This is a genomic window from Hymenobacter psychrotolerans DSM 18569, assembly GCF_900142395.1.
Lineage (GTDB): Bacteria > Bacteroidota > Bacteroidia > Cytophagales > Hymenobacteraceae > Hymenobacter > Hymenobacter psychrotolerans.
In genome coordinates, this window is sequence record NZ_FRAS01000030.1 from 1 (window position 1) to 26,162 (window position 26,162).

The window sequence follows — 26,162 nt, forward strand, 5'->3', positions numbered from 1 at the left end:
GCCGGCTCAGGCACGGGTTGGCCCTGCCGCCGGCACCAGGCGTAGTGGGCGCTGGGCGCGATGTGCAACACGCGGCAGAGCTGGCGCACGGGCACGTGGCCCGCCCGCTGGGCGATGTGCTGATAGGTGCTCACCGGGTCGGCTGGCCGAAGATGACCAAGGCTTTTTTTAAAACGTCGAGCTCCTGCTCGGCCCGCTTCAGACGGGCCCGCAGGGCGCGCACTTCCGGGTCACGGGCCACTTCCTCACTGCCCACTTCGGCCACGAGCTGCGCCTGCTGCCAGCGGTAAAGCAGCTTGGGGCTGATGCCCAGCTGCCGGGCGGCCGCCTGCGTGCTGCGGCTCTCGCCGGCCAGGCGCAGGGCCTCGGCTTTGAACACCTCGTCGTATTTACGCCGTTTGTCGGGCGACGCCCCGCTGGTTTTTGCGGTCATGACAAAAGAAATATACGGCCTTCTTCTGTCCGTCTTGCCTAGCGGCTGTTATGGACCAGTTGGGAGAACAACGCCTTTTGCCAGCAGGAGGGTGACGAAGGGGAGGAAGTGGAATTGTTGCATGGTCAGGGCGAGGCGTTCATAGTCGCGGGCCAGACGGCGGAAGCGGGCGGCCCAGCCGAAGCTGCGTTCGACCACCCAGCGGCGAGGCAGCAGCACGAAGCCCTTCTGCCCTTCGGGTTTGGCAATGACCTGCAAGTCAATGTCGTGCACGGCTGTGGCGTATTCGGCTTCTTCGCCTGTGTAGCCTTGGTCGGGGTAGGCCACCTGGACCTTTTGGCCGGTGACGCGTTGCACCTGTTCACAGAGGGCGGCCACTTGCCCGCGGTCCGGCTCGTTGGCCGGCGTGACCACGGCGGCCAGCAAATGGCCCAGCGTGTCGACGGCCACGTGCACCTTGCTGCCCTTGCGCCGCTTGGCCCCGTCGTAGCCGGCCCGTGCCCCACTTTCGGGCGTGCTCTGGATCGTGCGCGAATCCAGAATCACGGCCGTGGGCTCGGCCTCACGACCGGCCAGCAGCCGGGCCAATTCGCGTACATCAGCCATCATATGCTCCAAACAGCGGTTGTCGCGCCAACGCGCCCACTGTTGATACACCGCTTCCCAGGGCGGCAGATCATGGGGCAGGTAGCGCCAGCCACAGCCGGTTTTAACCAGGTAGCGCAGGCCGTTGAAGACCGCCCGCAACGCATGCTGCCGCTGCGGCGCGTCTTCCCGCACCAAGGCTAAATAGGGGGCGACAAACGTCCATTCGGCATCTGTCACGTCGCTGGGGTAACCACTGCGTTGAGCCATCCCCCAAATTACGCGACCAGTCCATAACAGCCTCTAGAGCAACATACTCATGCAGCATAAACAAGCACCCCAACCTCTACAGGTCGGGGCGCTTGTTTAATGGGCACTTGCTCCCATTAGTGAGAGTCGACTGGTAACGCCTGCCGAATGCCATCCCACAAGGCAATACGCGCCTGTATGCACTGAGCGGCTACCTCTGTGGCTTGCTGCCATTGTAGTGAATCGTCTCCGCACAGCTCGCTGACCATCTGCTGAGCGAGCGGGGCATGGGTTTCCTCATCCAGTTCGATATGGCGGTTCAGGTAATAGAGGAAGGTGTCGAGCTGACCGGGAAAGCGCCGGTCCAGATCGAGCACGACCTGGCGAAACATGGCGGGAATAACGTCTTCACGGCCAAAGGTAAAGGCTGCCGCTACGGCGTGCGGGTGCCCGCTGTCAATGATGGCAAAGGTGTGGCGGACGAAGGAGCGTACGCTGGCTGGTACGTTCGCCCTCGTCAGAGCCTGGCCCAGGTCTGCACCGCCGGCCAACGCAGCGAGCAGGTCCTGCACCGGCTGCGTATTGGCCCCGCATTCCTGCATGGCCCGTACATATAGTTCGAAGTGGCTGATAGCGCGTCCCTGCGGGTCCACATCCGTTTCCTCCTCCAATACGATTTCGTTGATGAGGCGGCGCGTACTTGGGGAGCCTTTTGGCATCCACGGCACCTGCACGCAGGTCAGATGTCGCTGTAGGGCTTTAAGCAGGGACATAAAATCCCACACGGCAAATACATGGTGCTCCAGAAATTCGCGCAAATCCTCCAAGGTGTGTAAGGACTGATAGATGCTGTGGTCAAGGAGCTGCTGGCGAGCGGGGACAAGGTGCGCCTGCAGCGAAGCAAGGTGGTCTTGGGCCATGGAAAGCGAAAAAAAGAGAAAGTGGTAAGCCCCAAAAGTACGCACACGTTTTTTTGTGGCCCTTTTTCTCGCTAGCAGTGCCCCACGCTGCTCCTATCTTTGTGAGGCCACGTGTCTTTGGTGAGAATACTGGTAGCCTGTGGAAAAGCCCCAACTGCTAGTCGGGGCTTTTTTGTATCGTTGCGCATGGCCCTGCCCTCCCTCTACGCCTTCAACCTGCTGCCGCTAAATGCCCAGATCGGGCTAGTGGTCTTCGAAGGCACGTTCCTGACCAACCGCATTGGGAGGAAGGCGACTACATCGACCTCTACCACATAGGCAGTGTGGCTGGTCGTGGCGCTGGCAGGGTTACTAGTGTGGGGGTGGCTGTCGTGGCACGAATAAACAAAAGGCCCGCTCCCATCAATCGATGAGGGCGGGCCTTCTTCCTTCCTGGGCAAGCTGGCAACTGTTCCAGGGGAGCAGCAGCGAAGATACGAAGCGGCCCTAAGAGTAGAGCAGCCGGGTAGTTGTAGCCCCCAATGTAGGCCCCGCTAACAAAAAAGCCACCCAGCAATCAAGCTAAGTGGCTCATTATCAGCGTGGCCCCGATGTGATTCGAACACATGACCGGCTGCTTAGAAGGCAGCTGCTCTATCCAGCTGAGCTACGGGGTCAAAAAACAAATAGCCGCCCGCCCCAAAGGTGGGCTGACGGCTATCTGAAAAGTCGGGGTGGCAGGATTCGAACCTGCGGCCTCCTGCTCCCAAAGCAGGCGCGATACCGGGCTACGCTACACCCCGAAAAACAATGAGGAACTGAGAGCGTGGACTGAAAACTCTATACAAGCCTTCGATGTCTACTCTCAATTCCTCACCTACACAACAAATGCGGAGAGGGGGGGATTCGAACCCCCGGTAGCCTTTAGAGCTACGGCAGTTTAGCAAACTACTGGTTTAAGCCACTCACCCACCTCTCCTTTGGTGGCCCCTTCCGGCTGAAGAGTGTGCAAATATACAAGTAGAACCCATAAACACCCCCTTTTCAAAAAAAATATCTTCACCTTGTTCCGCCACAATACGGCCACTGCCTTCCGGCAAGCGCCTATCTTTGCCCAAACCCCGAGCGGCCGCTGAACCGCTTTTTGCATGATATTCATTCCGTTGTCTCTTCATTTGCCATGCTGAATTGGGCTCATTCCATGTCGTGGAAGGAATGGCTGGCCCTCAGCATTTTTTTTGCGCTTTACCTGGGCTTTATTCTGCGGACGCGCCGGCTGGCGGCTCCGCTGGGCCAAAAGGGCTGGCGCCTGGGCTGGAAGCTGGCGTTGCGGACGCTCTATGTTGGGCTGCTGGGGGTGGCACTGCTGGGGCCGGCCTATGGCCTCACGCAACGGCCGGTGCGCACTACGGGCAAAGATGTGTGGCTGCTGGTTGACCTGTCGCGCTCCATGGATGCGCCGGATATTGCCCCTACCCGCCTGCAAAAAGCCAAAGCAGAGCTGGCAAAGCTGGTCAGCCGCTTTCAGGCTGACCGCATAGGGCTTATTGTCTTTGCAGCCGAAGCGTATGTGCAATGTCCCCTTACCTACGACCAGGGTGCCCTGCAACTGTTTCTGAGCACGCTGCAGACCAATCTGGTTCCGACCGGCACCACCGACCTGGCCCCTCCGCTTGAGCTGGTTATGAGCCGGCTGGCCAAGTTGCCTACCACAGCCACGCCGCGCGCTACGGCGTTGGTATTGGTGAGTGATGGGGAAGACTTCGGTGAGAATCTGGAGCCGACGCTCCGGGTGCTGGCTCGCTCCGGCATTCGGCTCTTTTCTTTGGGCGTAGGCACGCTCGATGGCGCCCGCCTGCCCAAGCCCAAGGGCGGCTACGTGCGCGACGCCCGCGGCCGCGACGCCGTGACCCGCCTGGCTCCTACCCCACTGCAACGGCTGGCCGAGCAAACCGGCGGCCGGTATTTCGAGTTATCGGACCGGCGGGATGAGGTGCCGCTGCTGGTAAATGCCCTCAACCGGCTGGAAGGGCAGGCGGAGCAGGTGCGCACCGTATCGGTGGCGGACAACCGCTACCGGTACCCACTGGCGCTGGCGCTGCTTCTTATGGCGCTGGATATTTTGCTGACTATGCGTGTAATCAAGCTATGAGGCTATTTGCGTTGCTGCTGGTGCTGCTCGGCGGCTGGGGCAGCCTCACCCGCATTCATGATTTGAATGAAGCCGTGCAACAGGCCGGGCACGCATATAAGGCCGGGCGGTTTGCCGCCGCCGCCCGCCTGTACAAGGAGGCCGTACGCTACAATCCTGCCGATGAAGCGGTGCTGCTTAACCTGGGACACGCCAGTGCGCAGAGCGGGCAGGCAGCGGAAGCCCGGGCGGCTTATGGCCGCCTGCTCAGCAGCCGCACCCCTGCCGTGCGCAGCATTGCGCAGCAGCAGCTGGCCGTGCTGGCTTCCCGCAAAGGCGACTATGCACAGGCGCTGAGCTTGTTGCGCCAGGCCCTGCAGGCCAATGCCGCCAATGCCGGAGCCCGCTACAACTATGAAGTCATCAGCGACTATCTGGCCCGGCGGCAAACGGACCCGGATATCCCGCCACCCGCCACCGACGACTCTCCCCCCAGCACCAACGGCCAGCCGGACAACGACCAGCAGCCCAGCCCGTCGCGGCAGCCCCGTGCCGGCCAGGACCAGCAGGGCCAGCTGAATGACCCGGACCCGCGCCAGGACCCGCGCAGTGCACCCCAGCCTCGCCCCAACCAGCAAGGCCAGCAGGACCCCAACCGCCCCACCGACCAGGCCGGTAGCACCGCCGACAGCAATTTCCAGCCGGGCCAGGGCGCCGAAAGAAACGTAGCACAGGGCACGGAGCCCGGCACCACACGCGGCCTAAGCAACCAACCGACAGGGCCGCAGGCTACCGCAGGCTCCAGTCGGCAGCCCGGGACCGAAGCCGCCGCCCTGGACGAAGCTCAGCTGCAAACCCAGCGCGCCCGCCTGCAGCAAATGAACCTGAGCAGTGGTCAGGCGCAGCAGGTACTGGATGCGCTGAGCGCCGCCGAGCAGCAGTATATTCAGCAGCTGCCCCGCTCCAGCCCCGGCAAACCCGACCCTAAAAAGCCGGCCTGGTAGCACAAGAGCGGCAGCGCCAGCTGGTTTCCGGCAGGCTGAGCGAGGCCCGAACCTACAATCTGCATTGTTGCTACCTTTACATCACATTCCAACCAATTCCCCACCCCGCGTTTATGCAAATCAAAGAAGTAGTAATTGTCGCTGCAGTACGCACGCCTATCGGTTCTTTCGGCGGTAGCCTGGCCTCTCTGTCGGCTACGGAGCTGGGTGCCATTGCCCTGAAAGGTGCGCTGGAAAAAGCCGGCGTTGATGGCAAAGAAGTGCAGCAGGTGATTATGGGCAACGTTATTTCGGCCAACCTGGGCCAGGCTCCGGCCCGCCAGGCCGCCAAGAAAGCCGGCCTGCCCGATACCGTGGAGTGCACCACGGTCAATAAAGTGTGCGCATCGGGCTCCAAAGCCATTATGTTCGGCGCTCAGGCCATCATGCTGGGCCAGGCTGATGTGATTCTGGCCGGCGGTATGGAAAGCATGTCGAACGTGCCGTACTACCTCGATAAAGCCCGTTTCGGCGCTAAATACGGCCACGGCCAGATGATTGACGGCCTGATGAAGGACGGCCTCTGGGACCCATACCACGACTACGCCATGGGCAACGCCGCCGACGCCACGGCTACTCACTACGGTATTACGCGCGAAGACCAGGACGCCTTTGCCCAGCAGAGCTACGAGCGGAGCGCCGCCGCGGCCAAAGCCGGCAAGAAGAAAGACGAAATCATCCCGGTTACCATCACGGTACGCGGCAAGGAAACCGTTATCAGCGACGATGAAGAATACACGAAAGTAGACTTCGCTAAGTTCGCGGGGCTGAAACCAGCCTTCACCAAGGAGGGTTCCGTAACGGCGGCCAACGCCTCCACGCTGAACGACGGTGCCGCCGCCGTACTGCTGATGAGCCGCGAAAAAGCCGACGAATTGGGCATAAAGCCGCTGGCCCGTATCCGCGGCTTTGCCGATGCTGAGCAGGCGCCCGAGTGGTTCACGACGACGCCTTCACTGGCTATTCCGAAGGCCCTGAAAAACGCTGGCCTGGAGGCTTCGGAAGTTGATTTCTACGAAATCAACGAGGCTTTCTCGGTGGTTTCGCTGGCCAACAACAAGCTGCTGAACCTGGAAGGCACGAAGGTAAACGTGTACGGCGGGGCCGTGAGCCTGGGCCACCCGCTGGGAGCCTCCGGCGCGCGCATCGTGACTACGCTGCTGAACGTGCTGGAAAATGAAGGCGGCAAAATTGGTGTAACCGGCATCTGCAACGGTGGCGGCGGAGCCAGCAGCATTGTGCTGGAGAAGCTCTAGCCTGTTGCTTTCCGTGTAGTTTTGAAAGTCCTGCCGCAGCTTTTGCGGCAGGACTTTTGTTTTCGCGCCGGGGAAGGGCTGAGCGGCCGGCTACTTTGCCTGTCCGGCAACCCGGTGTGAAATTACTTTGCCACTTCCCTCGTTCTTGCGCCTATGAAACGAACTGCTTTTGCCCTGCTGCTTCTGACTGCCACCACCGCGCAGGCCCAGAAAATGCGGCGCTTCACGACTTACTACGACTCTACCAACACCCGCAAGCGTGAAATCTACTCGGCCGTGGTGGCCGGCGACACGGTGATGGAAGGCCCCTACAAACGGTTTTACCGCTCCGGCCGGCTGGAGGCCCAGACCCGTTTCGCAGGTGGCAAGCGCGACTCGGCGTACGTGGAGTTTCACCCGAACGGGCAGCGCCGGCTGGAAGTGACCTACCAGCAGGGTGTGCGCCAGGGCCCCTTCAAAACCTACTACGACTCGGGCAAGCTGGCCCAGGAAGGCACTTACGAAAACGACCAGCCCAGCGGCAACCTGCGCTACTATCATCCCAACGGCGAGGTGAAGCTGGAAACCACCCTCGCGGCCGGTCAGCCGGCCGGCGCCGTGAAGGAACTGTATCCGTCGGGCAAAACCAAAGTCGAAATCACCTACCAGAACGGGCAGGCCAACGGCCCGGTGAAAACCTACTACGAAAACGGCCAGCTCCAGAGCGAAGCCACTTACAGCCGTGGCTTGTTGGCCGGCCCCTACAAAACGTACTACGACAACGGCCAGGTAGAAACCGAAGTGCTGGCCGATAAGTCGGGCAAGGGCAGCTACCGCAGCTACTACCGCTCCGGCAAGCTCCAGACCGAAGGCAGCTACGTGGCCTCCACGTTCACGGGGCGCGCCGTGAAAAACCCGCTCGGCGACGACCTCACCAAGCAGGCCCGCAGCATGGCCGGCGGCACCTCCAACCTAGAAGGCCCCGCCAAATCATATTACGAAAGTGGCGCGCTCAAAAGCAAGATGACCTACCGCCAAGGCGTGCTTACAGGTACGCAGGAGGATTTTTACGAATCGGGCAAGCCGCAGCAGAAAACCGAGTACGCCAACCAGGCTCGTGACCGAAAAGCAATTTCGTACTTCGAAGATGGCGCGGTGCGCGAAGAGCAGCAGTTCAAGAACGGCCAGCCGACGGGCGTGTGGCGCACTTTCCATGTCGGCGGCAAGCAGGTGGCGAGTCAGAAAACCTACCTGAATGGTCGTCAGACCGGCGAAATGCTCACCTACTCCCCCACCGGCACTGTACTCAGCAAAGTGCTCTACGAGAACGGCAAGCCCACCGGCCTGGGGCAGGAGTTTTTCCCTTCGGGCAAGCTGAAAGCGGAAACCACTTACGTGAAAGGCCTCAAAACCGGCAACTACCGCCTGCTTCGCGAAGACGGTACCCCGGAAATCACCGGTTTCTACCGCAACGGCAAGGAGTCGGGCGTGTGGAGCTACTTCGGGCCCGACGGCAAAACGGTGCAGGAAAAAAAGACTTTCCGCAACGGCCAGCTGGTACCCGAAGGCGCCGCTGCTCCCGCTCCTAAAATTCCTGCCGCCAAGCCTCCGGTGAAGCGCAAGTAAGAACCGGTGCTCTTTTCCTTTCTGTCCTCCTGAGCTGGCGAAGGACCTTCTCACGCAAGAACTTCGGGCGTGAGAAGGTCCTTCGCCAGCTCAGGAGGACAAATTGCTTTAGGGCTATGAGTACCCCAAAGCACCCACTGGCCTAGAACCAGATGCTGAACACCGTACGGCCGGTTTTCTGGGTTTCCAGGCTGAAGCGCAACTCGTGCTGCAGCAGAATGTCGCGGATGAGGGTGAGGCCGATGCCCTGGCCGTCGCGCTTGGTGCTGAAGAAGGGCGTGAACAGCCGGCGCTGCACCTCGGGCGGGATGCCGGGCCCGTCGTTTTCGATGTGAAGCGCGGCCGGGTTGAGCGTGGTGCGGAGGGTGAGGTTGCCGTTTTCGCCGATGGCCTCCAGCGCGTTTTTCACGATGTTGAGCAACGCCTGCTCCAGTTGCTGCTGGTCGATGTTGGCGCGCAGCGGCACCGGCGCCAGCTGCCAGTGCCAGGCAATGCGGCGGTGCTCGGCCTGCACCTGTAGCAGGCGCTGGATACCACGCAGCAGCTCGTGCAGGTCGGTGGGCTGGCAGTTGGGCGGCGGCAGGCGCACCAGATTGGCAAAGTTGGCAATGAAGTTGGCCAGGTGCGTATTGCGCGCAATGGATACGTCCAGCGCCTCCCGGAAATCGGGCTGGTCATCGGGGTGGAGTTGGGGCGTGTAGTAGCCGAACGACTGCAGAATGGAGTTGATGGCGCCGATAGAATTGTTGATTTCGTGCGACATCATCCGGATCAGCTTCTCGTAGGCCTGCTTTTCCTGCCGGATCAGGTCCTGCGTCAGCTCTTCCAGCAGAATGAAATTGCGCGAAAAGCCCCGGTCCACGAAGTGCGAGCAATGCGCCCGGTACGTCTGGATGCCGGAGAGCTGTACCACCTGCGGCTGGCCTTCGTGCAGCGTGCCCAGCACCGCGCCCCACTCGCCGGGCAGCTCCGCCGGCCGCCGGCCCAGCAGCGCGCCGGCCGGCTGGCTTAGGCACCGCTCGGCGGCGGGGTTCACGGCCTCTATCTGCCCCTCGAAGCTGAGCAGCAGAATACCCGCCGGCGAAGCCTGAATGAGCCGTTCGAGCAAATAGCTTTTCTCGTGCTGCGTCACGCGCTCCTGCCGCAGCTCGTCAATCATCTGGTTGTAAACGTTGATGAGCTGGTCCATCTCGCGCTGCCCCACGGGCACAAACTTCATCGAGAAATCCTTGCTGCGGATGGCCTCAGTGCCGGCCGCAATCAGCTGAAACGGCCGCACGAAGCCGCGGTACAGCTGCACCGTGAGCACAATACTGACCAGCAGCAGCACTTCCAGCCCCACGAACAGCGCCGGGTTCGTGCGCAGCATCTGCGCGGCCAGCACAATCAGCACGGCATGAATCAGGAAAACGAACAGCAGGAACTTGGTGCGCAGAGACATGCAGGGAATGATTTTGCGGCAGGAAAGAACGTCATTCCGAGCCTAGTCGAGGAATCTCGCTAGTGTGGTAGAAGTAGCATCACAACGTCAGCACGCGAGATTCCTCGGCTGCGGCTACGCCTTCGCTCGGAATGACGTTCTGGAAAAGCCTTCCTCCTACTCCGTGTCGAACGGAATGGCGTACTTTTCGAGGCGGCGGTAGAGGGCGCCGCGGCTCAGGCCCAGGGATTTGGCGACGCGGCTGATGTTGCCGCCGTAGTGCTCCAGGGTGCGCCGGATCATCTGGGCTTCCAGCTCGTCCAGGGTCATGGTGCCGGGCTCGGGCAGCTCGCCGGACTCGTCGGGCCGGGCGGGGGGGCGCTGGAAGTTGGCCTGGAATTCCTCGGGGCCCAGCTCGTCTTTGCCCGACACCAGCACGGCGCGCTCCACCAGGTTTTTCAGCTCCCGGATGTTGCCCGGCAGCAGCTGCTCCTGCAGCCAGTGCTGGGCTCGGGTGCCCACTTTCAGGGCCGGGCGGTTGTAGGTGGCGCGCAGCCCATCCACGAAGTGCTGCACCAGCAGCGGAATATCCTGGGGCCGCTCGCGCAGGGCGGGCAGGCGCACCGTAATCAGGTTGATGCGGTAGAACAGATCTTCGCGGAAGCGGCCCTGCTGCACCATCTCGGCCAGGTTGCGGTTGGTGGCGCAAATCACCCGGATGTCGAGGCGGCGGGGCTTGCTGTCGCCGAGCACCTCGTAGGTGCGGTCCTGGAGCACGCGCAGCAGCTTCACCTGCGAGTTCAGGTCCAGCTCCCCTATCTCATCCAGAAAGATGGTGCCGCCGTTGGCCAGCTCGAAGCGGCCGATTCGGTCGGTTTTGGCGTCGGTGAAGGCCCCGCGGCGGTGCCCGAACATCTCGCTCTCAAACAAGCTGGCCGAGATGCCGCCCAGGTTTACCTTCACGAAGGGCTGGCGACGGCGCTGGCTGTTCTGGTGCACGGCCTCGGCAATCAGCTCCTTGCCCGTTCCCGATTCGCCCTCAATGAGCACGGAGGCGTCGGTGGCCGCTACCTGGCCCACGTTGCGCAGCACGTGCAGCAGGCGCGCATCCTGACCTACAATGCCCTGGAAGTTGTACTGCTTATCGAGCTGGCGGCGGCTGAGGGTGGCGGGGTCGGTTTCCAGCTCGGGCTCGTGCAGGCTGATGATGGTGCGGATGGTTTGCAGCAGCGCGTCGTTGTTCCAGGGCTTGGTCACGAACTCGGCGGCCCCGGCCTTCATTCCTTCCACGGCCAGCGCAATGGAGCCCCAACCCGTTATCAGAATCACGGGTACCTGGGGCGCCACCTGCTTCACCTGGCCCAGCAGCCGCAGCCCGTCCTGCCCGCTGGTATCCAGCGAGTAGTTCATGTCCATGAGCAACAGGCGCGGCGGCGTTTCCCGGACGACCCGCAGCGCCTCTTCGGGCGTGGCCACGCTTTTGGTGGGGTAGCCGGCCTGTTTCAGCAGCAAACTGAGCGAGGTCCGAACGGCTATATCGTCGTCGATGATGAGGATCATGGTGGGAATGCGGGCCGCGAAAGTAGACGCAGCCGGGGCTAAAATTGAGACTTTTCGGGTTGTTTTTATGGATCGGGCCAGGAAATTCCCGTAAGCCCCGCCGCTCAACCCACAGCTGCTTACTCTTCGCGCAAAGCCACGGCGGGGCGCACACCGGCGGCCAGGCGGCTCGGGTAAAAGGCACAGATGGCCGTCAGCACGTAAATCAGGATGGTGGCCAGGCCCATGCTGGCCAGATACACCGGCAGCTGAATGCCCATCACGCCCAGCAGCGGAAACTGCGCCGCCACCAGCAGCCCGAATGCCAGGCCGAACGTGGTAACGACCATCACTTCACCCAGAAACTGCGCGCTGATGCGGCTGCCGGTAGCCCCAATGGCCCGGCGCAACCCAATTTCGGCGCGGCGCTGGCTGATGTTGTACCACAGCACCCCAAACAGCCCCAGGGCCACGTTGAAAATCAGGAAGCCGCACACCAGCACCATGCCGCCCATGGGCGCCAGCGCGAGTTTCATGCGGGTGGCGCGCTGCTCGGGAAGCGTAGTAACGGTGGTTTTCCAGCCGCCCGTCACGGCCGCTACTTCCTTGGTGATGCGCTGCTCCAGCTCGGCGGTGGCCGTGGGCTGCACCCGAATCAGCAGCCTGGGCCGGTCGAAGTTGGTGGAGTCTTTGGGGTCTACCAGGGACTCGCTGCGCCGGAAGATGGCCGGCTTCAGCTCCTGAAACTCGCCCCGGCCGCGGTACGGCGTCGCCAGCACCCCTACCACCTGAAATTCCTGATCGTCCTGAGTCCGCACGATTTTGCCCAGTGCCGGCTCGTTGGCAAACAGCGCCTCCCGCGCTTCCTGCGAAATAACGAGCGGGGGCCGTGTGGCCACTTCGTCGCGCGGCGTGAACCAGCGGCCTTCCGCCAGCTCCAGGCTCAGCACGTCCTGCATGTCGTCGCCGCCGCTGTAAATGTCGCTGCTGGTTGACTTGCTGCCGGCTTTGAACTCCGTGCTACTGTCGCTGAAGGAGAAAGGCGTATTGGAGCGGGTGGCTGCCACGCTGCGCACGCCCGGCATGGCTTTGAGGTGCTGCATCAGGCGCTGAAACGTGGCGTCCTGCCGGCTGATAGGCTGTCCGTTGGGGTCCATGTCTATCTGCCATACGTGCTCATAGGTGAAGCCCAGCGGGGCCGTGTACTTGCGGTTGTTATCGACGAGCAGGCTGCCCAGCACGAACAGCACGACGAAGGCAAAGAATATTTCGGCAACCAGCAGGAAGTTTGCCCGCTTGCGGTTCCAGATCAGCGTAAACAGATGGCGTATCATGGATTCGGAGAGGAGAAGGAATACTTAGTTACGGCCGCCTTTCAGGGCCTGCACGGCTTGCAGCTTCGACATTTTGTAGGCCGGATACACGCCCGACAGCACCCCGAACAGGAGGCTCAGCAGCAGCCCACCCGCGAAAATGCGGGGGTTGAGCGTGAGGGTGGTATAAGGAATGAAGCCGCTGCTGTCGATGAGGTGCAGCACCACGCCGGCCAGCACCAGGCCCAGCAGCCCGCCCAGCAGCGTCAGAAACACGTTTTCCACCAGAAACTGCCGGATCAGGGTGCCCGCCGTAGCCCCGAATGCCTTCCGCACCCCGATTTCGGAGGAACGCTCCAGAATGCGGCTCACGTTGACGTTGATGAGGTTGAGGGCCGGCAGCAGCATGAACAGCAAGGTCACGAGGGCTACTTTGCCCATCAGGTCGGCCACGCCGTCGTCGGGCGTGCTGTTGTTGTTGAACCAGCGCACCGTGGAAGAAAGCAGCGTGCCGGCATACACGTGCACTTTTTCGTGCTTCTTGGGGTCGGGCACGGGCACCTGGTCTATCACGCGGTTGAACTCGGCCTGAATGGCGGCCAGGTCGGCGGGGGTGCGGGCCTGGATAATGGCCATACAGTCGCCGAAGTAGCTGGGGTCTTTGGCGTCCTGGGTGCTCGTGCTGATGGGCGCCCACATGTCGGCGTAGGAGTTGAAGCGCATGCCGGGCACGTCCTTCACTACTCCTATCACCCGGTAGCGCACCCGGTCAGTTTCGATGGTTTTACCCAGCACGCCGCGGGTGGTACCGAAGTAGGCGCGGCAGGTCCGCTCGTTGATGACGGCCACGTGGGCGCCGCTTTGCACCTCAGCCACCGTGTAAGGCCGTCCTTCCACGAAATCGAAATCCAGCACTTCCCAAAACTGGCCGTCGGTGTATTTCAGGTCTACATCCAGCTTCTGGTTGCCCACGTAGGCGGCCGTAGGCCCAAAATAGCTACTGATGGAAATCTTTTCGGGGGTGCGCAGGGGCCGCACGTAGCGCTCCAGAAAGCTGTAGCTGATGGTGCCGTTGTTGCTGCCGTTGTCGTTTTTGAAGGATACCGTGGCGCGGTTGACGAACAGCAGGCGGTCCACTTTCTTTTCGGGGGTGTGCGGCCCCACGGTGTGGTCGTAGAGGGCATATACCACCAGCAGTATCATCAGCGTGAAGCTGATGCCGAACAGGCTGATGAAGGTGAAGAACTTGCGGCGCAGCAGGACTTTCCAGGCGATTTTGAGGTAGCTAAGCAACATGAGCGTAGGCGTAGGAAGACGTTGAAGAAGAGGAATGAAGCGCCGCAACCTGGCGCTGCAGCACCGCGCGGGCCTTGCTGAGCTGCGACTTGCTGGTGCCTTCCGAAATGCCGAGCAGGGCGGCGGCCTCGGGGTGGGTGTAGCCTTCCAGCGCGCAGAGGTTGAAGACGGCGCGGTAGCCGGCCGGCAGCTCCTGTACCAGCCGGAGCAGATCAGCGGCCTGCAGCAGCACATCGGCGGCGGGCAGGTCGGTGGCGGGGTGGCCGCTGGGGTAGTCGTCGAGGTGCAGCGTCAGCGACTCGCGGCGGCGCAGGCAGGCCAGGGCTTCGCGCACCATAATGCGGCGCACCCACCCTTCCAGGCAGCCTTTGCCCTCGAACTGGCTCAGGCACTGAAACACCTTCATGAACCCGCGCGCCACGGCGTCTTCGGCATCGAACTGGTGGCGCACGTAGCGCAGGCAAAGCCCAAGCATGTTGGGCGCGAAGCGGTGATACAGCTGCTTCTGTGCCGCTGCGCTGCCCTGGCGGCAGGCCGCTACCAGGTCGGCGTCAGAGAAGGAAGGGCGGAGCGTTTTCATGGTGCGCAGGGCAATGGCGGGCGAAATACGGGCGGGCTAGCTTACCTGGCTGCCGTCGAAGAAGCGGATGAGGCGCTGGGTTTTGAGGGCCTGCTGCTCGTCGTGCGTCACCATCACGATGGTGGTGCCCTCGTCGCGGTTGAGGCCCAGCAGCAGCTCCATAATCTCCTCCCCCATCACCGAGTCGAGGTTGCCGGTAGGCTCGTCGGCCAGAATCAGCTCGGGGCGGCCGGCCAGGGCCCGCGCAATGGCCACGCGCTGGCGCTGCCCGCCGGAAAGCTGCCCCGGGAAGTGGTTGGTGCGGGCGCTGAGGCCTACTTTGTCGAGGGCGGCGTAGGCCCGCTCGCGCCGCTCCTTGCCGCTCACGCCGGGCCGGTAGAGCAGCGGCAGCTCCACATTATCGAGCACCGAGAGGTCGTTGATGAGGTGGTAGCTCTGGAATACAAACCCGATTTTATGGTTGCGCAGCGCGGCCAGCTCCTTATCCGAGTACGACTGCACGGCGCGCCCCTCGATTTCCACCACGCCGGCCGTGGGCTCGTCGAGCAGGCCCATGATGCTGAGCAGCGTAGACTTGCCGCAGCCCGAGGGCCCCATAATCGACACGAACTCGCCTTTATGGATGACCAGGTTGACGTGGTTGAGGGCCACCGTTTCGATGGTTTTGGTCTGGTATACTTTCTCGATGCTGCGCAACTCAATGACGGGCTGGAAAGCGGTGGCGCGGGTGCTCGGCGCAGCAGTCGGGGCGGAGAAGAGAGTAGTAGCGTTCATGGGAGAAGGAAGAGGTGCGAAAGGAAGAAAGCAGGGTGTTCATTTTCGGCCACCCAAAGCCGGGGGCCTACTGTACATAGCCAAGCGGCGTACCAGTTTCATAAATTTCTTTATTACAGACACTTACATCAAAACTACACTATACACTCTGGGTAAAATCTGTCCGGTAGCGGACAGTGTGTTCGGTCCTGACGGGCTGCCGCCACCCGGTTGCGGACAGTTTCAGCCTACTGTTCAGCCAAGGGAGCCTGCCGCTCGAAATCGTAGAGCGTGAGGGCCCGGAGGCGGTAGTGCGCCACCCAGCAGGCGCGCAGGGCACCAATGTAGGCGCGGCGGGCCTGGTCTTTCTCGGCCAGCGCAATGTTGAGGTCGGTGAGGCTGATGCGCCCCACCTTGTAGATTGCCTGCGCAATGTCGTAGCGGCGCCGGGCCAGCGTGTCGGCCTGGGCCGTGAGGGCCAGCTGCTCGGTGAGGGTGCTGAGCTGGGCCACCTGCGTCAGCACGCTTTGCTCGAACACGCGCTGCTCCTGGGCCACGTTCTGCTCGGTCTGGCGGCGCGCTACCTCCGCCGTTTTCTGCACCGACTTCTGCCGGCCCCAGTCCACGAGCGGCACCGAAAATACCAGGCTCACCTGCTGCTGGTTCTGGGGGCTGTAGTAGGTGTCCCAGAAGTTGCGGGCACTGTTCACGTAGCCCAGGTTGGCGACCAGCGTAGCCTGCAGGCCGGTGGTGCCTTTGGCCAGGGCCACGTCGCTTTCGGCCTGCAGCAGGCGGCGGCGGAAGGCCAGCGTTTCGGGGCGGTGCCGGCGGGCCTGGGCCAGGGCCTCCTCGGCGGGTGCCTGCAGGGCCGGCACCGCATCGGGCACGGCCAGGCGCAGGGTTTCGGCGCGCTGGCCGGTGTAGCTCTGCAGACTCAGGGCCGCATTCTGGGCACCGAGGCGGGCCTGGCCGAGGGCTTTGCGGGCGTTGAGGACGTTGAGCTCCAGCAGTAGCAGGTCGCTTTGCGAGAGGCGGCCGAGCTGATACCGCTCTTTGCCGAGGCACAGCATTTCTTCGTTGGCCTGCACGTTCTGGGTAGCCACATCGGCATTCACCTGCTGCAGCAGCACATCGAAATACAGCTCCGTGATGCGCTGGGCAATGGTTTCGCGCTCCAGCACAAACTGGCGCTGGCTTTCCTCGTAGCGCAGCGGCTCGATGCGCCGGTTCCAGCGCAGGCGGTTGTAGCGGCCCAGCGGCTGCGTGAGGCCGATGTTTACGGGGCGGTTGTTGTAGAGGCGGGTGCTGCGGTTGAAGTCGTCGAAGCGCTGCATTTCCGAGCTCACCACCAGCTGCGCGCCCGTGGGGCCGATGTTCTGGCTAAGCGTCACGGCCAGCGTGGAGTTGTTCTGGCGCACGGCTTGAAACTGCAGCGTACCGTCGGGCTGCACTACGGGCGTAATCAGGCGGCTGTAGTTGGGGAGCTGGCCCTGCAGGGCCAGCTGGGGCCGGTAATTGGCCTGGTACGTGCGAAACTGCCAGTAGCTGGTTTCGCGCGCGGTGCGGGCCTGCCCCGCCACCGCCGACTGCTCCAGGGCCTGCTCAATCACCTGCTGCAGGCGCACCGGGCTTTGCTGGGCCGTGGCCTTGCCCTCCAGCAGCAGCAGCGCTGCCGTCATCATCCAGAAACGTTTCATGGCGGCTTAGTTTTCGATGGTGAGAGTGGGCGTACTCAGATGCTCTTTCATGTCGCTCACGACTATTTCGTCGCCGGGGCGCAGGCCGCTCAGCACCTGCACGTAGTCGAGGTTGCTTTCGCCGAAGCGCACGGTGCGGCGTTCGGCCTTGCCCTCGTGCAGCACGAATACCGGCTGTTCTTTGCCGCCCTGGTAAAAGGGGCCGTTCTTCACGCGCAGCACCTGGCGCTGGGTGCTGGTCACCACAAACACCTCAACGCGCTGGTTGGAGCGCAGCGCCGGATGGTGATTTTGCTGCAGGTTGGCGTAGAATGTGATGATGCCTTTTTCGGCCGCCGGGCTCACCGTGCTGATGGTGCCGCGCAGGTCGGTGCCGTTGAGGCGCACCACTACCGGGTCGCCGGCGTGCAGCGCTTCAGCGTAGGTGTCGGAAATGGTGGCGCGCACCCGGAAACTGCTCAGGTCAGCAACGCGGGCCAGCGGGTCGCCCTGCTGCACGGTGGCGCCGATGTCCTCGTTCACCCACGTCAGCACGCCGGGCTGCTGGCTGCTGATATCGGCCTGGGCCAGCTTGCCGGCCAGCTCCGCAATGCTGCGGTCCTGAATCTGCATCGTGAAGCCCAGTTCCCGCACATCAGCCGCGTTGGCCGCCTGCTGGTTGCGGATCTGCTCGCGCAGGCGCTGCAGCTCCAGGTTGGCCACTTTCAGGTTCAGCTCGGCCTGGCGCACGCTCTCGGCGGTGCCGCCCCCAATCTTCAGCAAATACTGCTCATCGCGCAGCGCCGACTGCAGGCTGCGGACCCGCACCTGCTGCACCTGCTGCTGGGAGCGAAGGTCGTTCAGCGCTTTTTCGAGGCTGAGCTGGAGTTGGCTGTTGCGGTTGCGGTTTTGCTGCTGCCCATCCTGCAGCTTGGCCAGCGCACTGTTCGTAAGGTCTTTGTCCAGCTCTAGAATGGTCTGGCCGGACTGCACTTTTTCCCCTACCTGCACCACTACCCGCCGGATGCTGCTCTGGATAGGGCTGGTAATGACAGCTTCGTGGCCCGGGATAATCAGCCCGGCCGCCGTGAGCGAGGCCTCAATGTCGCCGGTTTCGGCAGTGGCGGTCAGTAGCTGGTTACGGCGGATGCTGGGTTGCAGCACGGTGCGGAAGGCCAGCAGGGCAGCGGCCACAACGCCTAGCCCGGCCAATATCAGCAGCCAGCGGCGAAGCTTGCGGCGCGACTGGGTAGCAGTAGAAATAGCTCTGTCCATTTTCGTACAGATAGAAGAAAGGTTCTTCTACTGTCAGCCAAGGCGCGTGCCATAATTACAATATATTGTTAATCAGCATATTACTCATACAAAACCACTTATATCTACAAGGAATACTGTCCGAAACCGGACAGTGTGTTCGGTTTTCCCGAAGCCGAGGCACGTTGCGCGCCCTTCTATAGTAGCAGCCCTACCGCCTGCTGCAAGCCGGCAGAAGGAGTCAGGTAGCAGCCCGCCAGCTAGTTACGGGCTCCTACTGGGCACAATCTGCGAAGGGCTAACTAAAATTTTGCGGTCAGGCTTCCTTTCAGGTCTTTTCGGCATCTGGCCATGTGAGAGAACGAAAAGGGCCTTTTGGGGACCTGAAGCCACATTCTACCTGGGCTGCCAGCTTCGAGCATCTTTCCTAACCTGCTTAACTCCAATGAAAAAACCGGGTAACACAAAATAAATATCAACAGTACCTTGCGTTGCATAGTACCTTCTATTACCTTTGGATCATTGATTAGATAAATACTTCGGCGCGGGCCCTGCTTCTCTCTAAGGAGCGCCGCCCACGCCGGAAGCCGGACACCACTCTGCCAGCCGGGCCGGGTGCCGGCGGCCCGACGGAAACGCTGGTTTCTCTCCGCCGCCTTCGTGCTCCGGCTGCTCAGGGTCCCCGATATACGCTCGGGCAGCACCCCTGCTTTTCACGCCTTTGTTACTGGCAAACAGCCTCCCAGCGGAACCGCGGCCGCCTGGAACGGACTCTCTTTGCCTGGTTTGTCCTCCAAACTCACCTTCCGATGACTTCCTTTACTGCTTTCAGCCACGCCTGCAAAGGCCTGGGGTTCCTCGCTATGCTCGCTCCTTTGGCTGCCGCGGCCCAGCAGCCCGCCGGTACGCTCTCCGGCACTCTCCTCGACCAGTCCAACGGCCAGCCCCTGCCCTTCGCCAACGTCATCGTGCTCCGCGCCCAGGATTCTACCTTCGTGAGCGGCACGCAGACCGGCGAAAATGGCGCTTTTGAGCTGGCTTCGCTGGGTCTTGGCAACTACCTGCTGAAGGCTTCCGCCATTGGCTACCAGGGATTTCGCCGGCCGGTTGCACTCACTAGCGCCAATCCAACCCTGCGCCTGGGCACGCTGAAAGTGGCCCCAACCGCAACGCAGCTCAAAGGCGTAACCGTGACCGGCGAGCGGGCCGCCGTGGAAGAAAGCCTGGACAAAAAGGTTATCAACGTAGAGAAGGACCTGAGCAGCGTGGGCGGCACGGCCACCAATGTGCTGCAGAATGTGCCCGGCGTAGCGGTGGCGCCCGACGGCACGGTGAGTATGCGCGGCAGCTCCAGCATCACCATCCTGATTGACGGCAAGCCCAGCCAGTCGGCCAACAGTGGCGCCGGCGGCAACCGCCTGGAGCAGATTCCGGCCAGCGCCATTGAGAAGGTGGAAGTTGTGACCAACCCCTCGGCCCGCTACGATGCAGCCGGCAGCGGCGGGGTGCTGAACATCATCCTGAAAAAGCAGAAAAAAGACGGCTGGAACGGCCAGGCCTCGGGCACAGTCGGCACCCGCGACAAGTACAACGCCAGCCTGAGCCTGAACCGCCGCGCCGGCAAGTTCAACTGGTTTGGCTCTTACGACCTGCGTGACCACCGCTACATCAGCACGTCCCGCACCAACCAGCGCACTACGGTAGAAAGCAACACGCTGCGCATCGACCAGGATGGCAACAACCTGCGCCACAACGCCAACCACTCGGCCCGGCTCGGCTTCGACTACACCATCTCGCCGGAGCAGACGCTTACCCTGACCGTGGAGCCCAACATGAACCGCGGCCTCAATACCGGTACCCAGCTGGCCGCCATCAGCAGTGCGCAGGGCACCGACCGGATTGGCAGTGCTTTCCGGGTCAAGGAAGACGTCAGCAACACGGATGCTTCGCTGGACTACCGCCGCACCTGGCAGGCGCACAAAGGCCGCGAGCTGACGGCCAGCCTAGCCTACACCAGGCTCGATGCCGATGTGGTGGTGGGCCAGCGCAATACCTTCGGCTCGGATGATTTGCGCGAGTGGAAACAGGACCTGCGGGTAGACCTGAACGCCGCCGCCTACCAGGCCGACTATGTGCACCCGATTGGCGAAGGGGCGCGCTTCGAAGCGGGCCTTAAGGGCCAGATGATGCTCAATGACGGCACCGACGACTTCCTGCGCCACTACACCGAGGCACCCGGCTATGAGCGACTCGCGGACCGGTCGTTTGCCTACAACTTCAAGGAGTTTCAGCAGGCCGGCTACGCCACGTATCAACAGAAAATGGGCCAGTGGAGCGCCCAGGGCGGGCTGCGGGCCGAATACACCAACACCAGCGGCGAAGTAAACGGCGGCTCCGGTCCGTTCCGCCTCAGCTACCTGAACCTGTTCCCTTCGGCCACGGTAGCCCGCACGCTGCCCACCGCCGACCAGCGTGTGCAGCTGAGCTACTCGCGCCGCCTCAACCGCCCCAACTTCATGCAGCTGCTGGCTTTCCCGCTCTACCAGGATCAGCGCTCCTACCGCATCGGCGACCCTACGCTCCGCCCCGAATACATCAACTCGTTCGAGCTGGGGCACCAGATGACGATGAAGCAGACCTCGCTGACCTCCACGCTCTTCTACCGCCAGACTACCAACGCCATTCAGCGCCTGACGCGGGTAGATGAGGAGGCCACCCGCCTCTACGGCAACGGCGCTGTGGTGACAGGCAGCTACTCCGACAACTTCGGGCAGGCCACCAGCCTGGGTGCCGAACTCTCGCTGAACCACCCGCTGGCGAAGTGGTGGCGCCTGACAGCCAGCGGCTCGCTGTTTCAGACCAACGTAACGGCCGCTACCGGCAACGAAACCAGCCGCCGTACGGTGTCGGGCACGGGCCGCCTGATGAACACCTTCAACCCTACCCCGAAGCTGGATGTGCAGCTGACCGGCAACTACCGCGCGGCCGCCATCACCTCGCAGGGCCGGATTGCGCCAGTAGGCTCAGTGGAAATAGCACTGCGCCAGCGCCTTCTCAACGACCGCGCCGCCCTGACCCTGCGCGTAAGTGACATCTTCAACACCCAGCGCAACCGCACGGAAGTATACGCCGCCGAAAACGACTTCCAGGCCACGTACTACAACAAGTGGGAATCGCGCGTCGGTTACCTGGGCTTCTCGTGGTACCTGGGCTCCACCAAGCCCCCGAAAAAGATTGAGAGCCAGCCTCAGGGCGGCGGAGGCGGATTCGGGGGCTAAGGCCCCCCACTCGGGCCCGGCAGCCGGCGCGCGGCCGGCCCTGTCCGCCCTCTTTGCTGAAGCCTAAAAATTCTTTTTATCCTGCAGGCACCCCTTTGGCAACTGCCCGCATCTTTCCAGCAGTTGCAGCACAACCCGGCAGACAGCCAGCTACTTCTGCCTTCTTCCTGACCCCGCGCTGGGGGGCGGCAGCTTCCCGGAGGGCAGCTCGGCCAACCGCTCACCAATGCTTCCCCGCTCAGTTGCTGCGGGGCATCGTCCCGGCCAGTCGGCACTTGGTGCCAGTCTGGGTCACGGGCCTGCCAACTACCATTTTTTTCCTGCTTCCGGTTTCTGAGCCGCTCCTTCGCAGAGCAGCCGACGGGTAGCTCCTTGCCTTTCTTTTCCTTTCCAAAGCCATGAAAAATTCTGTGTTGAACCGCTCCTTGCTGGGTTTTATTGCGTCGCTGGCCGTGCTGCAGATTTCGGCTCACACCCTGAGCCACGGCACCGTAACGGGTAGCCTGCGCGACGGCGACACGAACGAGCCCATTCCCTTCACCAGCGTGGTAGTGCTGCGCGCCACCGACCACCGGATGGTGGGGGCCGGCACCACCGATGCCGAAGGCAATTTCAAGCTCAAGCGCCTGCCTTTGGGCAACTACGTGGTGCAAACCACTGCCCTGGGCTACCGCCTGCAGCAGCCCGCCGTGGCCTTCCGGCCCCTGCACAACCGCCAGCAGCTGGGCACGCTCACGCTTGAGTCGTTGCCGAGCCAGCCCCGCGTGGTAGGCACGCGCCAGGCCGTAGCGCAGCGCACAACTACCTGCCCGCCCTCTGCAGCAGCCCCCCGGCTGGCTGTTCGGTCGTAGGGAAGATGGCGTATACAGTGCTGGCTGGCCGCCGAAGCAACAATCCGCCAGGCGGGTTGCTGCTTCGGCGGCGGTAGTTCGGGGTGCCGGGTTGTGGGGTGCGCCATTGGGCGCGGCAGCCAGGCGAAAATTGCCGGCTTCGTCTCACCTTGCAGCGCCTATGTCCGCTGCCTTCACTGCCTTGGTTATCTTCCTGTTTACGGGTGCGCTGCTGCCCGTAAACCGCACGTTCCGGCAGACGCCGGGTGGCGTGCTGGTATTCGTGGCTTCGAACGGTACGCATACGGATGTGGTGCTGCCCCTGCAGGACTCTCTTACCGGCCGCAGGTGGCGCAGCCATTTCCCCGATTCCAGCTTCCAGGCCCGTTTTGCCGGCTACGAATACGCCGCATTCGGCTGGGGCAGCGAAGGATTTTACCTGGCTTCCTACGACCACCAGCTGCACGGCCCGGCTACGGTGCTGCGGGCCGCCGTGCCAGGGCCCGCACTGATGCACGTACGCTTTTTGCGCCAGGCGCCCCACCCAGGCCCGCATATGGTGCCGCTCCGCATTTCCGCCGCAGAGTACCGGGTGCTGACCTCTCAGATTGCCGCCTCCTTCCGGCAGGATAGCCTGGCGCGCTACGAGCTGCGCAATGCGGCCGGCTACACCCCGCATGACTTTTTCTTCCGGGCCACCGGCCGCTACCACGCCCTGCGCACCTGCAACGACTGGACTGTGCGCACCCTGCGCCGCGCCGGGCTGCGGGCGCCGCTGAAGTCGCCGCTGGCCGGGCCGGTGCTGTACCACGCGCGGCAGGCGAAGTAAGCTGCTGGTTGTACCTTCGCGCCATCATTCCGCATTGTTTCTGATGAGCGCCCAAAAACCCAGCCTACCGCAAGGTACCCGCGACTTTGGCCCGGCCGTAGTGGCCCGCCGCAACTATATCTTCGGCATTATCCGCCGCGTGTTCGAGAAGTTCGGCTACGCCCCACTCGAAACCCCCACGCTCGAGAACCTATCGGTGCTGACCGGCAAATACGGGGAAGAAGGCGACCAGCTGCTGTTCAAGGTGTTGAACTCCGGCAACTTCCTCAAGAAGCAGAAGGGCGACGTTATCAAGGAAGAAGTAACGCCCGACGATTTGCTGGCCGGCCCCAAAAAAGTGCTGCCCAAGATTGCCGAAAAAGGCCTCCGCTACGACCTCACGGTGCCTTTCGCGCGCTACGTCGTGATGAACCGCGGCACGCTCACGTTCCCGTTCAAGCGCTACCAGATCCAGCCGGTATGGCGCGCCGACCGGCCCCAACGGGGCCGCTACCGCGAGTTTTACCAGTGCGACGCCGACGTGGTCGGCACCGACTCGCTGCTCTGTGAGGCGGAAATCGTGCTGATGATGAGCGAGGTGCTAAATGCGCTGGGCCTCACGGACTACACAATCAAAATCAATCATCGGAAAATATTAAGCGGCTTGTATGAGGCCTTAAGGGCTGAAGGAAAAGAAGCTGACCTATTTGTCGCCATAGATAAACTTGATAAAATTGGACCAAATGGCGTTTCAGAGGAGCTTTCTGCAAAGGGATACTCTAACGACATGATTAAGCGACTTTTCTCCTTTCTGTCAGTAAAAGGCAATTTTCATGATAAACTGACTGAATTAGAAAAGATGTATAAAGATTCCATCGGAGAGTTAAGAGATGACAGTGGAATATGGTTTGAAATCGTGGAAGGCCAGCAGTACGCAAAATCTGGTTTCATCCGCGCCTTAGAGAATGCAAGAGGTTTTGATGAAATAAAGAAGGTTTATAATTATCTCCAGGCTTTTGATTTCACGCAATTTGACAATCTAGAATTCGACCCCACACTGGCCCGCGGCCTGAGCTACTACACCGGCTGCATCTTCGAAATCAAGATCAACAACGTAAACATGGGCAGCGTGAGCGGCGGCGGCCGCTACGACAACCTGACGGGCGCTTTCGGGCTGCCGGGCGTGTCCGGCGTGGGCTTCTCGTTCGGCGTCGATAGGCTCTACGACTGTCTGGAGGAGCTGAACCTGTTCCCCTCGGACGCCGCTACGACCACGCGCTGCCTGGTGGCCAACTTCGATGTGGAAGGCGAACGGGCCATGCTGCCCGTACTGCGCCAGCTGCGCGAAGCCGGAGTAGCCAGTGAGCTATACCCGGAAGCGGGCAAGCTGGGCCGGCAGTTCAAGTACGCTGATGCCAAGGGCATTCCGTTTGTGCTGCTGCAGGGCTCCGAGGAGCGGGCCCAGGGCCGGTTTAAGCTCAAAACCATGAGCACCGGCCAGGAGCAGACGCTCACGCTGGAAGAAGTGCTGGCCGTGGTGCAGGCCTAGAACCGAACGAACAACTACCTGAACGCCATTCCGCAGCTTCGCGCGGAATGGCGTTTTGCTTTTGTGGGCGCAGGGCGCTGCATTTTATTTTTAGTTCGGCCGGAAAAACGGACTTTTGAGTTTACACCCCGGCCCCACCCGCCGCCCACCCTGCTTTCCACCCCATGCCCTACGAGTACGCCCTCACGCCTTCCGTCCACCTCAGCCTCGATAAGCTGGCCGAGCTGCTGGGCCAGGAAACCCGCCTGACGCTTTCCGCCGAAGCCCGCCAGCGCATCGAGCACTGCCACTCCTACCTGCACAACCGCCTGCAGCACTCCGATGCGCCGGTGTATGGCATCAATACCGGCTTCGGCTCCCTCTGCGACAAAAGCATTTCGCCCGAAGACCGGGGCCAGCTCCAAACCAACCTGATGATGTCGCACGCCTGCGGCACGGGCGAGGAAGTGCCGTCCGACATCGTGAAAACCATGCTGCTGCTGAAGGCCCAGAGCCTGAGCTACGGCCACAGCGGCGTGCAGCTGGCCACCGTGCAGCGCCTGCTGGACATGTACAACCGCGACATGCTGCCCGTGGTGTATCAGCAAGGCTCCCTGGGGGCCAGCGGCGACCTGGCTCCGCTGGCGCACCTGTGCCTGCCGCTGCTGGGCCTGGGCGAAGTAAACTACCAGGGTTACCGCCTGGCCGCCGCCGATGCGCTGAGTCTGTTCAGTTGGGAGCCGCTCACACTGGAAGCCAAGGAAGGCCTGGCGCTGCTGAACGGCACACAGTTTATGCTGGCCTACGCCGTGCACGAGCTGCTGCGCACGCGGCGCCTGCTCGATGCCGCCGACGTTATCGGGGCCCTGTCGTTGGAAGCGTTTGATGGCCGCGCTGAGCCTTTTGACGAGCGGCTGCACCGCATCCGGCCGCACGCCGGGCAGCTGACGGTGGCGCGCCGCATCCGGGAGCAACTGGCCGGCTCCGAGCTGCAGGCTAACCCCAAAACGGCCGTGCAGGACCCCTACTCGTTCCGGTGCATGCCGCAGGTACACGGTGCCTCCCGCGACGCGCTGGCCTACGTGGAGCAGGTGGTGGAAACCGAGTGCAATGCCGTTACCGACAACCCCAACCTCTTCCCCGACGACGACCTGATTCTGAGCGGCGGCAACTTCCACGGGCAGCCGCTGGCGCTGGCGCTGGATATGCTGGCCATTGCCACCGCCGAAATCGGGAGCATCTCGGAGCGGCGCACCTACCAGCTCATCAGCGGGCAGCGCGGGTTGCCGCCGTTTCTGGTAGCCGAGCCCGGCCTGAATTCCGGCTTCATGATTCCGCAGTACACTGCTGCTGGCATCGTGAGCCAGAACAAGCAGCTCTGCACCCCAGCTTCCGTGGATAGCATTGTGAGCAGCAACGGCCAGGAAGACCACGTGAGCATGGGCTCTAACGCGGCTACCAAGGCCCTGCGGGTGGTGCAGAATGTGGAGCAGGTGCTGGGCATTGAGCTGCTGAACGCGGCACAGGCCCTGGCTTTCCGCCGCCCGGCCCGCAGCTCGGCGGCGCTGGAGCAGGTGGTGGCCGCTTTCCGGGAGAAGGTTAATTTCGTGAGCCGGGACCGGGTGCTCTACCCCGACCTGCACGCCGCCGCCGCTTTCGTGCGCAGCTACCGCTGGTCGTGATATG

21 protein-coding genes and 3 tRNA genes are annotated in these 26,162 nt (G+C 62.3%); 10 read left to right on the forward strand and 14 right to left on the reverse strand.

The genetic code is table 11. The annotated features are described in order from the left end of the window. Positions 1 to 130 precede the first annotated feature (130 nt). The 3 genes from BUE15_RS18840 to BUE15_RS18850 form a co-directional block, all read right to left on the reverse strand. A complete protein-coding gene (locus tag BUE15_RS18840) occupies positions 131 to 433 on the reverse strand; it encodes a transposase (protein ID WP_073288454.1) in 303 nt (100 codons plus the stop codon). A gap of 48 nt (positions 434 to 481) precedes the next feature. Continuing rightward, positions 482 to 1,288: an IS5 family transposase gene (locus tag BUE15_RS18845; protein WP_073288455.1), complete on the reverse strand. Its 807-nt coding sequence runs from the start codon at positions 1,286 to 1,288 to the stop codon at positions 482 to 484. Positions 1,289 to 1,404: 116 nt separating this feature from the next. Continuing rightward, positions 1,405 to 2,187, reverse strand: coding sequence for a DUF3050 domain-containing protein (locus BUE15_RS18850; protein ID WP_073288457.1), 783 nt, complete (start codon positions 2,185 to 2,187; stop codon positions 1,405 to 1,407). A 186-nt stretch (positions 2,188 to 2,373) separates the two neighbouring features. Between BUE15_RS18850 and BUE15_RS22525 the strand changes: the two genes are divergently transcribed. Beyond that, positions 2,374 to 2,505, forward strand: a complete 132-nt coding sequence (locus BUE15_RS22525) for a hypothetical protein (RefSeq protein ID WP_262987471.1) — start codon at positions 2,374 to 2,376, stop codon at positions 2,503 to 2,505. Between the two features lie 264 nt (positions 2,506 to 2,769). Here BUE15_RS22525 and BUE15_RS18855 read toward each other — a convergent pair. From BUE15_RS18855 to BUE15_RS18865, 3 genes are all read right to left on the reverse strand, one after another. Further along, positions 2,770 to 2,843: transfer RNA gene (locus BUE15_RS18855), tRNA-Arg, on the reverse strand. 52 nt (positions 2,844 to 2,895) lie between these two features. Next, a tRNA-Pro gene (locus BUE15_RS18860) sits at positions 2,896 to 2,969 on the reverse strand. An 88-nt stretch (positions 2,970 to 3,057) separates the two neighbouring features. Then, a tRNA-Ser gene (locus BUE15_RS18865) sits at positions 3,058 to 3,145 on the reverse strand. Between the two features lie 201 nt (positions 3,146 to 3,346). Between BUE15_RS18865 and BUE15_RS18870 the strand changes: the two genes are divergently transcribed. The 4 genes from BUE15_RS18870 (at position 3,347) to BUE15_RS18885 (ending at position 8,201) form a co-directional block, all read left to right on the forward strand. Then, positions 3,347 to 4,318 (forward strand): VWA domain-containing protein, encoded by a 972-nt coding sequence (locus tag BUE15_RS18870; RefSeq protein ID WP_084549183.1) that lies wholly within the window; start codon positions 3,347 to 3,349, stop codon positions 4,316 to 4,318. Then, the gene (locus tag BUE15_RS18875) at positions 4,315 to 5,301 is read left to right on the forward strand and encodes a tetratricopeptide repeat protein (RefSeq protein ID WP_073288458.1); all 987 of its coding nucleotides are present in this window, start codon (positions 4,315 to 4,317) and stop codon (positions 5,299 to 5,301) included. The genes BUE15_RS18870 and BUE15_RS18875 overlap by 4 nt, the downstream gene beginning before the upstream one ends. A gap of 113 nt (positions 5,302 to 5,414) precedes the next feature. Then, positions 5,415 to 6,596 (forward strand): acetyl-CoA C-acyltransferase, encoded by a 1,182-nt coding sequence (locus tag BUE15_RS18880; RefSeq protein WP_170865318.1) that lies wholly within the window; start codon positions 5,415 to 5,417, stop codon positions 6,594 to 6,596. 153 nt (positions 6,597 to 6,749) lie between these two features. Continuing rightward, positions 6,750 to 8,201: a toxin-antitoxin system YwqK family antitoxin gene (locus BUE15_RS18885; RefSeq protein WP_073288460.1), complete on the forward strand. Its 1,452-nt coding sequence runs from the start codon at positions 6,750 to 6,752 to the stop codon at positions 8,199 to 8,201. A gap of 142 nt (positions 8,202 to 8,343) precedes the next feature. Here BUE15_RS18885 and BUE15_RS18890 read toward each other — a convergent pair whose 3' ends face one another. The 8 genes from BUE15_RS18890 to BUE15_RS18925 form a co-directional block, all read right to left on the reverse strand. Then, the gene (locus tag BUE15_RS18890; protein WP_073288462.1) at positions 8,344 to 9,642 is read right to left on the reverse strand and encodes a sensor histidine kinase; all 1,299 of its coding nucleotides are present in this window, start codon (positions 9,640 to 9,642) and stop codon (positions 8,344 to 8,346) included. Positions 9,643 to 9,798: 156 nt separating this feature from the next. After that, positions 9,799 to 11,181, reverse strand: a complete 1,383-nt coding sequence (locus tag BUE15_RS18895; protein WP_073288464.1) for a sigma-54-dependent transcriptional regulator — start codon at positions 11,179 to 11,181, stop codon at positions 9,799 to 9,801. 119 nt (positions 11,182 to 11,300) lie between these two features. Next, complete coding sequence (locus BUE15_RS18900) at positions 11,301 to 12,494, reverse strand: ABC transporter permease (protein WP_073288466.1); 1,194 nt, start codon at positions 12,492 to 12,494, stop codon at positions 11,301 to 11,303. A gap of 24 nt (positions 12,495 to 12,518) precedes the next feature. Further along, complete coding sequence (locus tag BUE15_RS18905) at positions 12,519 to 13,769, reverse strand: ABC transporter permease (RefSeq protein ID WP_073288468.1); 1,251 nt, start codon at positions 13,767 to 13,769, stop codon at positions 12,519 to 12,521. Then, entirely contained in the window at positions 13,759 to 14,349 is a 591-nt protein-coding gene (locus tag BUE15_RS18910; protein ID WP_073288470.1) for an RNA polymerase sigma factor, read from the reverse strand. Before BUE15_RS18910 ends, BUE15_RS18905 begins: the two co-directional genes overlap by 11 nt. A 36-nt stretch (positions 14,350 to 14,385) precedes the next feature. Further along, entirely contained in the window at positions 14,386 to 15,123 is a 738-nt protein-coding gene (locus BUE15_RS18915; protein WP_084549184.1) for an ABC transporter ATP-binding protein, read from the reverse strand. Between the two features lie 227 nt (positions 15,124 to 15,350). Next, on the reverse strand, positions 15,351 to 16,799 hold the full coding sequence (locus BUE15_RS18920) for a TolC family protein (RefSeq protein ID WP_073288471.1): 1,449 nt from the start codon (positions 16,797 to 16,799) through the stop codon (positions 15,351 to 15,353). Positions 16,800 to 16,805: 6 nt separating this feature from the next. Beyond that, positions 16,806 to 18,053: an efflux RND transporter periplasmic adaptor subunit gene (locus BUE15_RS18925; RefSeq protein ID WP_073288473.1), complete on the reverse strand. Its 1,248-nt coding sequence runs from the start codon at positions 18,051 to 18,053 to the stop codon at positions 16,806 to 16,808. A gap of 788 nt (positions 18,054 to 18,841) precedes the next feature. Here BUE15_RS18925 and BUE15_RS18930 point away from each other — a divergent pair. From BUE15_RS18930 to hutH, 5 genes are all read left to right on the forward strand, one after another. Then, positions 18,842 to 21,310: a TonB-dependent receptor gene (locus BUE15_RS18930; protein ID WP_073288475.1), complete on the forward strand. Its 2,469-nt coding sequence runs from the start codon at positions 18,842 to 18,844 to the stop codon at positions 21,308 to 21,310. A 398-nt stretch (positions 21,311 to 21,708) separates the two neighbouring features. Continuing rightward, positions 21,709 to 22,161 (forward strand): carboxypeptidase regulatory-like domain-containing protein, encoded by a 453-nt coding sequence (locus tag BUE15_RS18935; protein WP_073288477.1) that lies wholly within the window; start codon positions 21,709 to 21,711, stop codon positions 22,159 to 22,161. Between the two features lie 160 nt (positions 22,162 to 22,321). Then, the gene (locus BUE15_RS18940) at positions 22,322 to 22,969 is read left to right on the forward strand and encodes a DUF2459 domain-containing protein (protein ID WP_073288479.1); all 648 of its coding nucleotides are present in this window, start codon (positions 22,322 to 22,324) and stop codon (positions 22,967 to 22,969) included. Between the two features lie 43 nt (positions 22,970 to 23,012). Further along, complete coding sequence (gene hisS, locus BUE15_RS18945; protein ID WP_073288481.1) at positions 23,013 to 24,497, forward strand: histidine--tRNA ligase; 1,485 nt, start codon at positions 23,013 to 23,015, stop codon at positions 24,495 to 24,497. Between the two features lie 164 nt (positions 24,498 to 24,661). After that, positions 24,662 to 26,158 carry a histidine ammonia-lyase gene (gene hutH, locus BUE15_RS18950; RefSeq protein ID WP_073288482.1) on the forward strand — a complete coding sequence of 499 codons (1,497 nt, stop codon included), beginning with the start codon at positions 24,662 to 24,664 and terminating at the stop codon, positions 26,156 to 26,158. Positions 26,159 to 26,162: the final 4 nt, after the last annotated feature.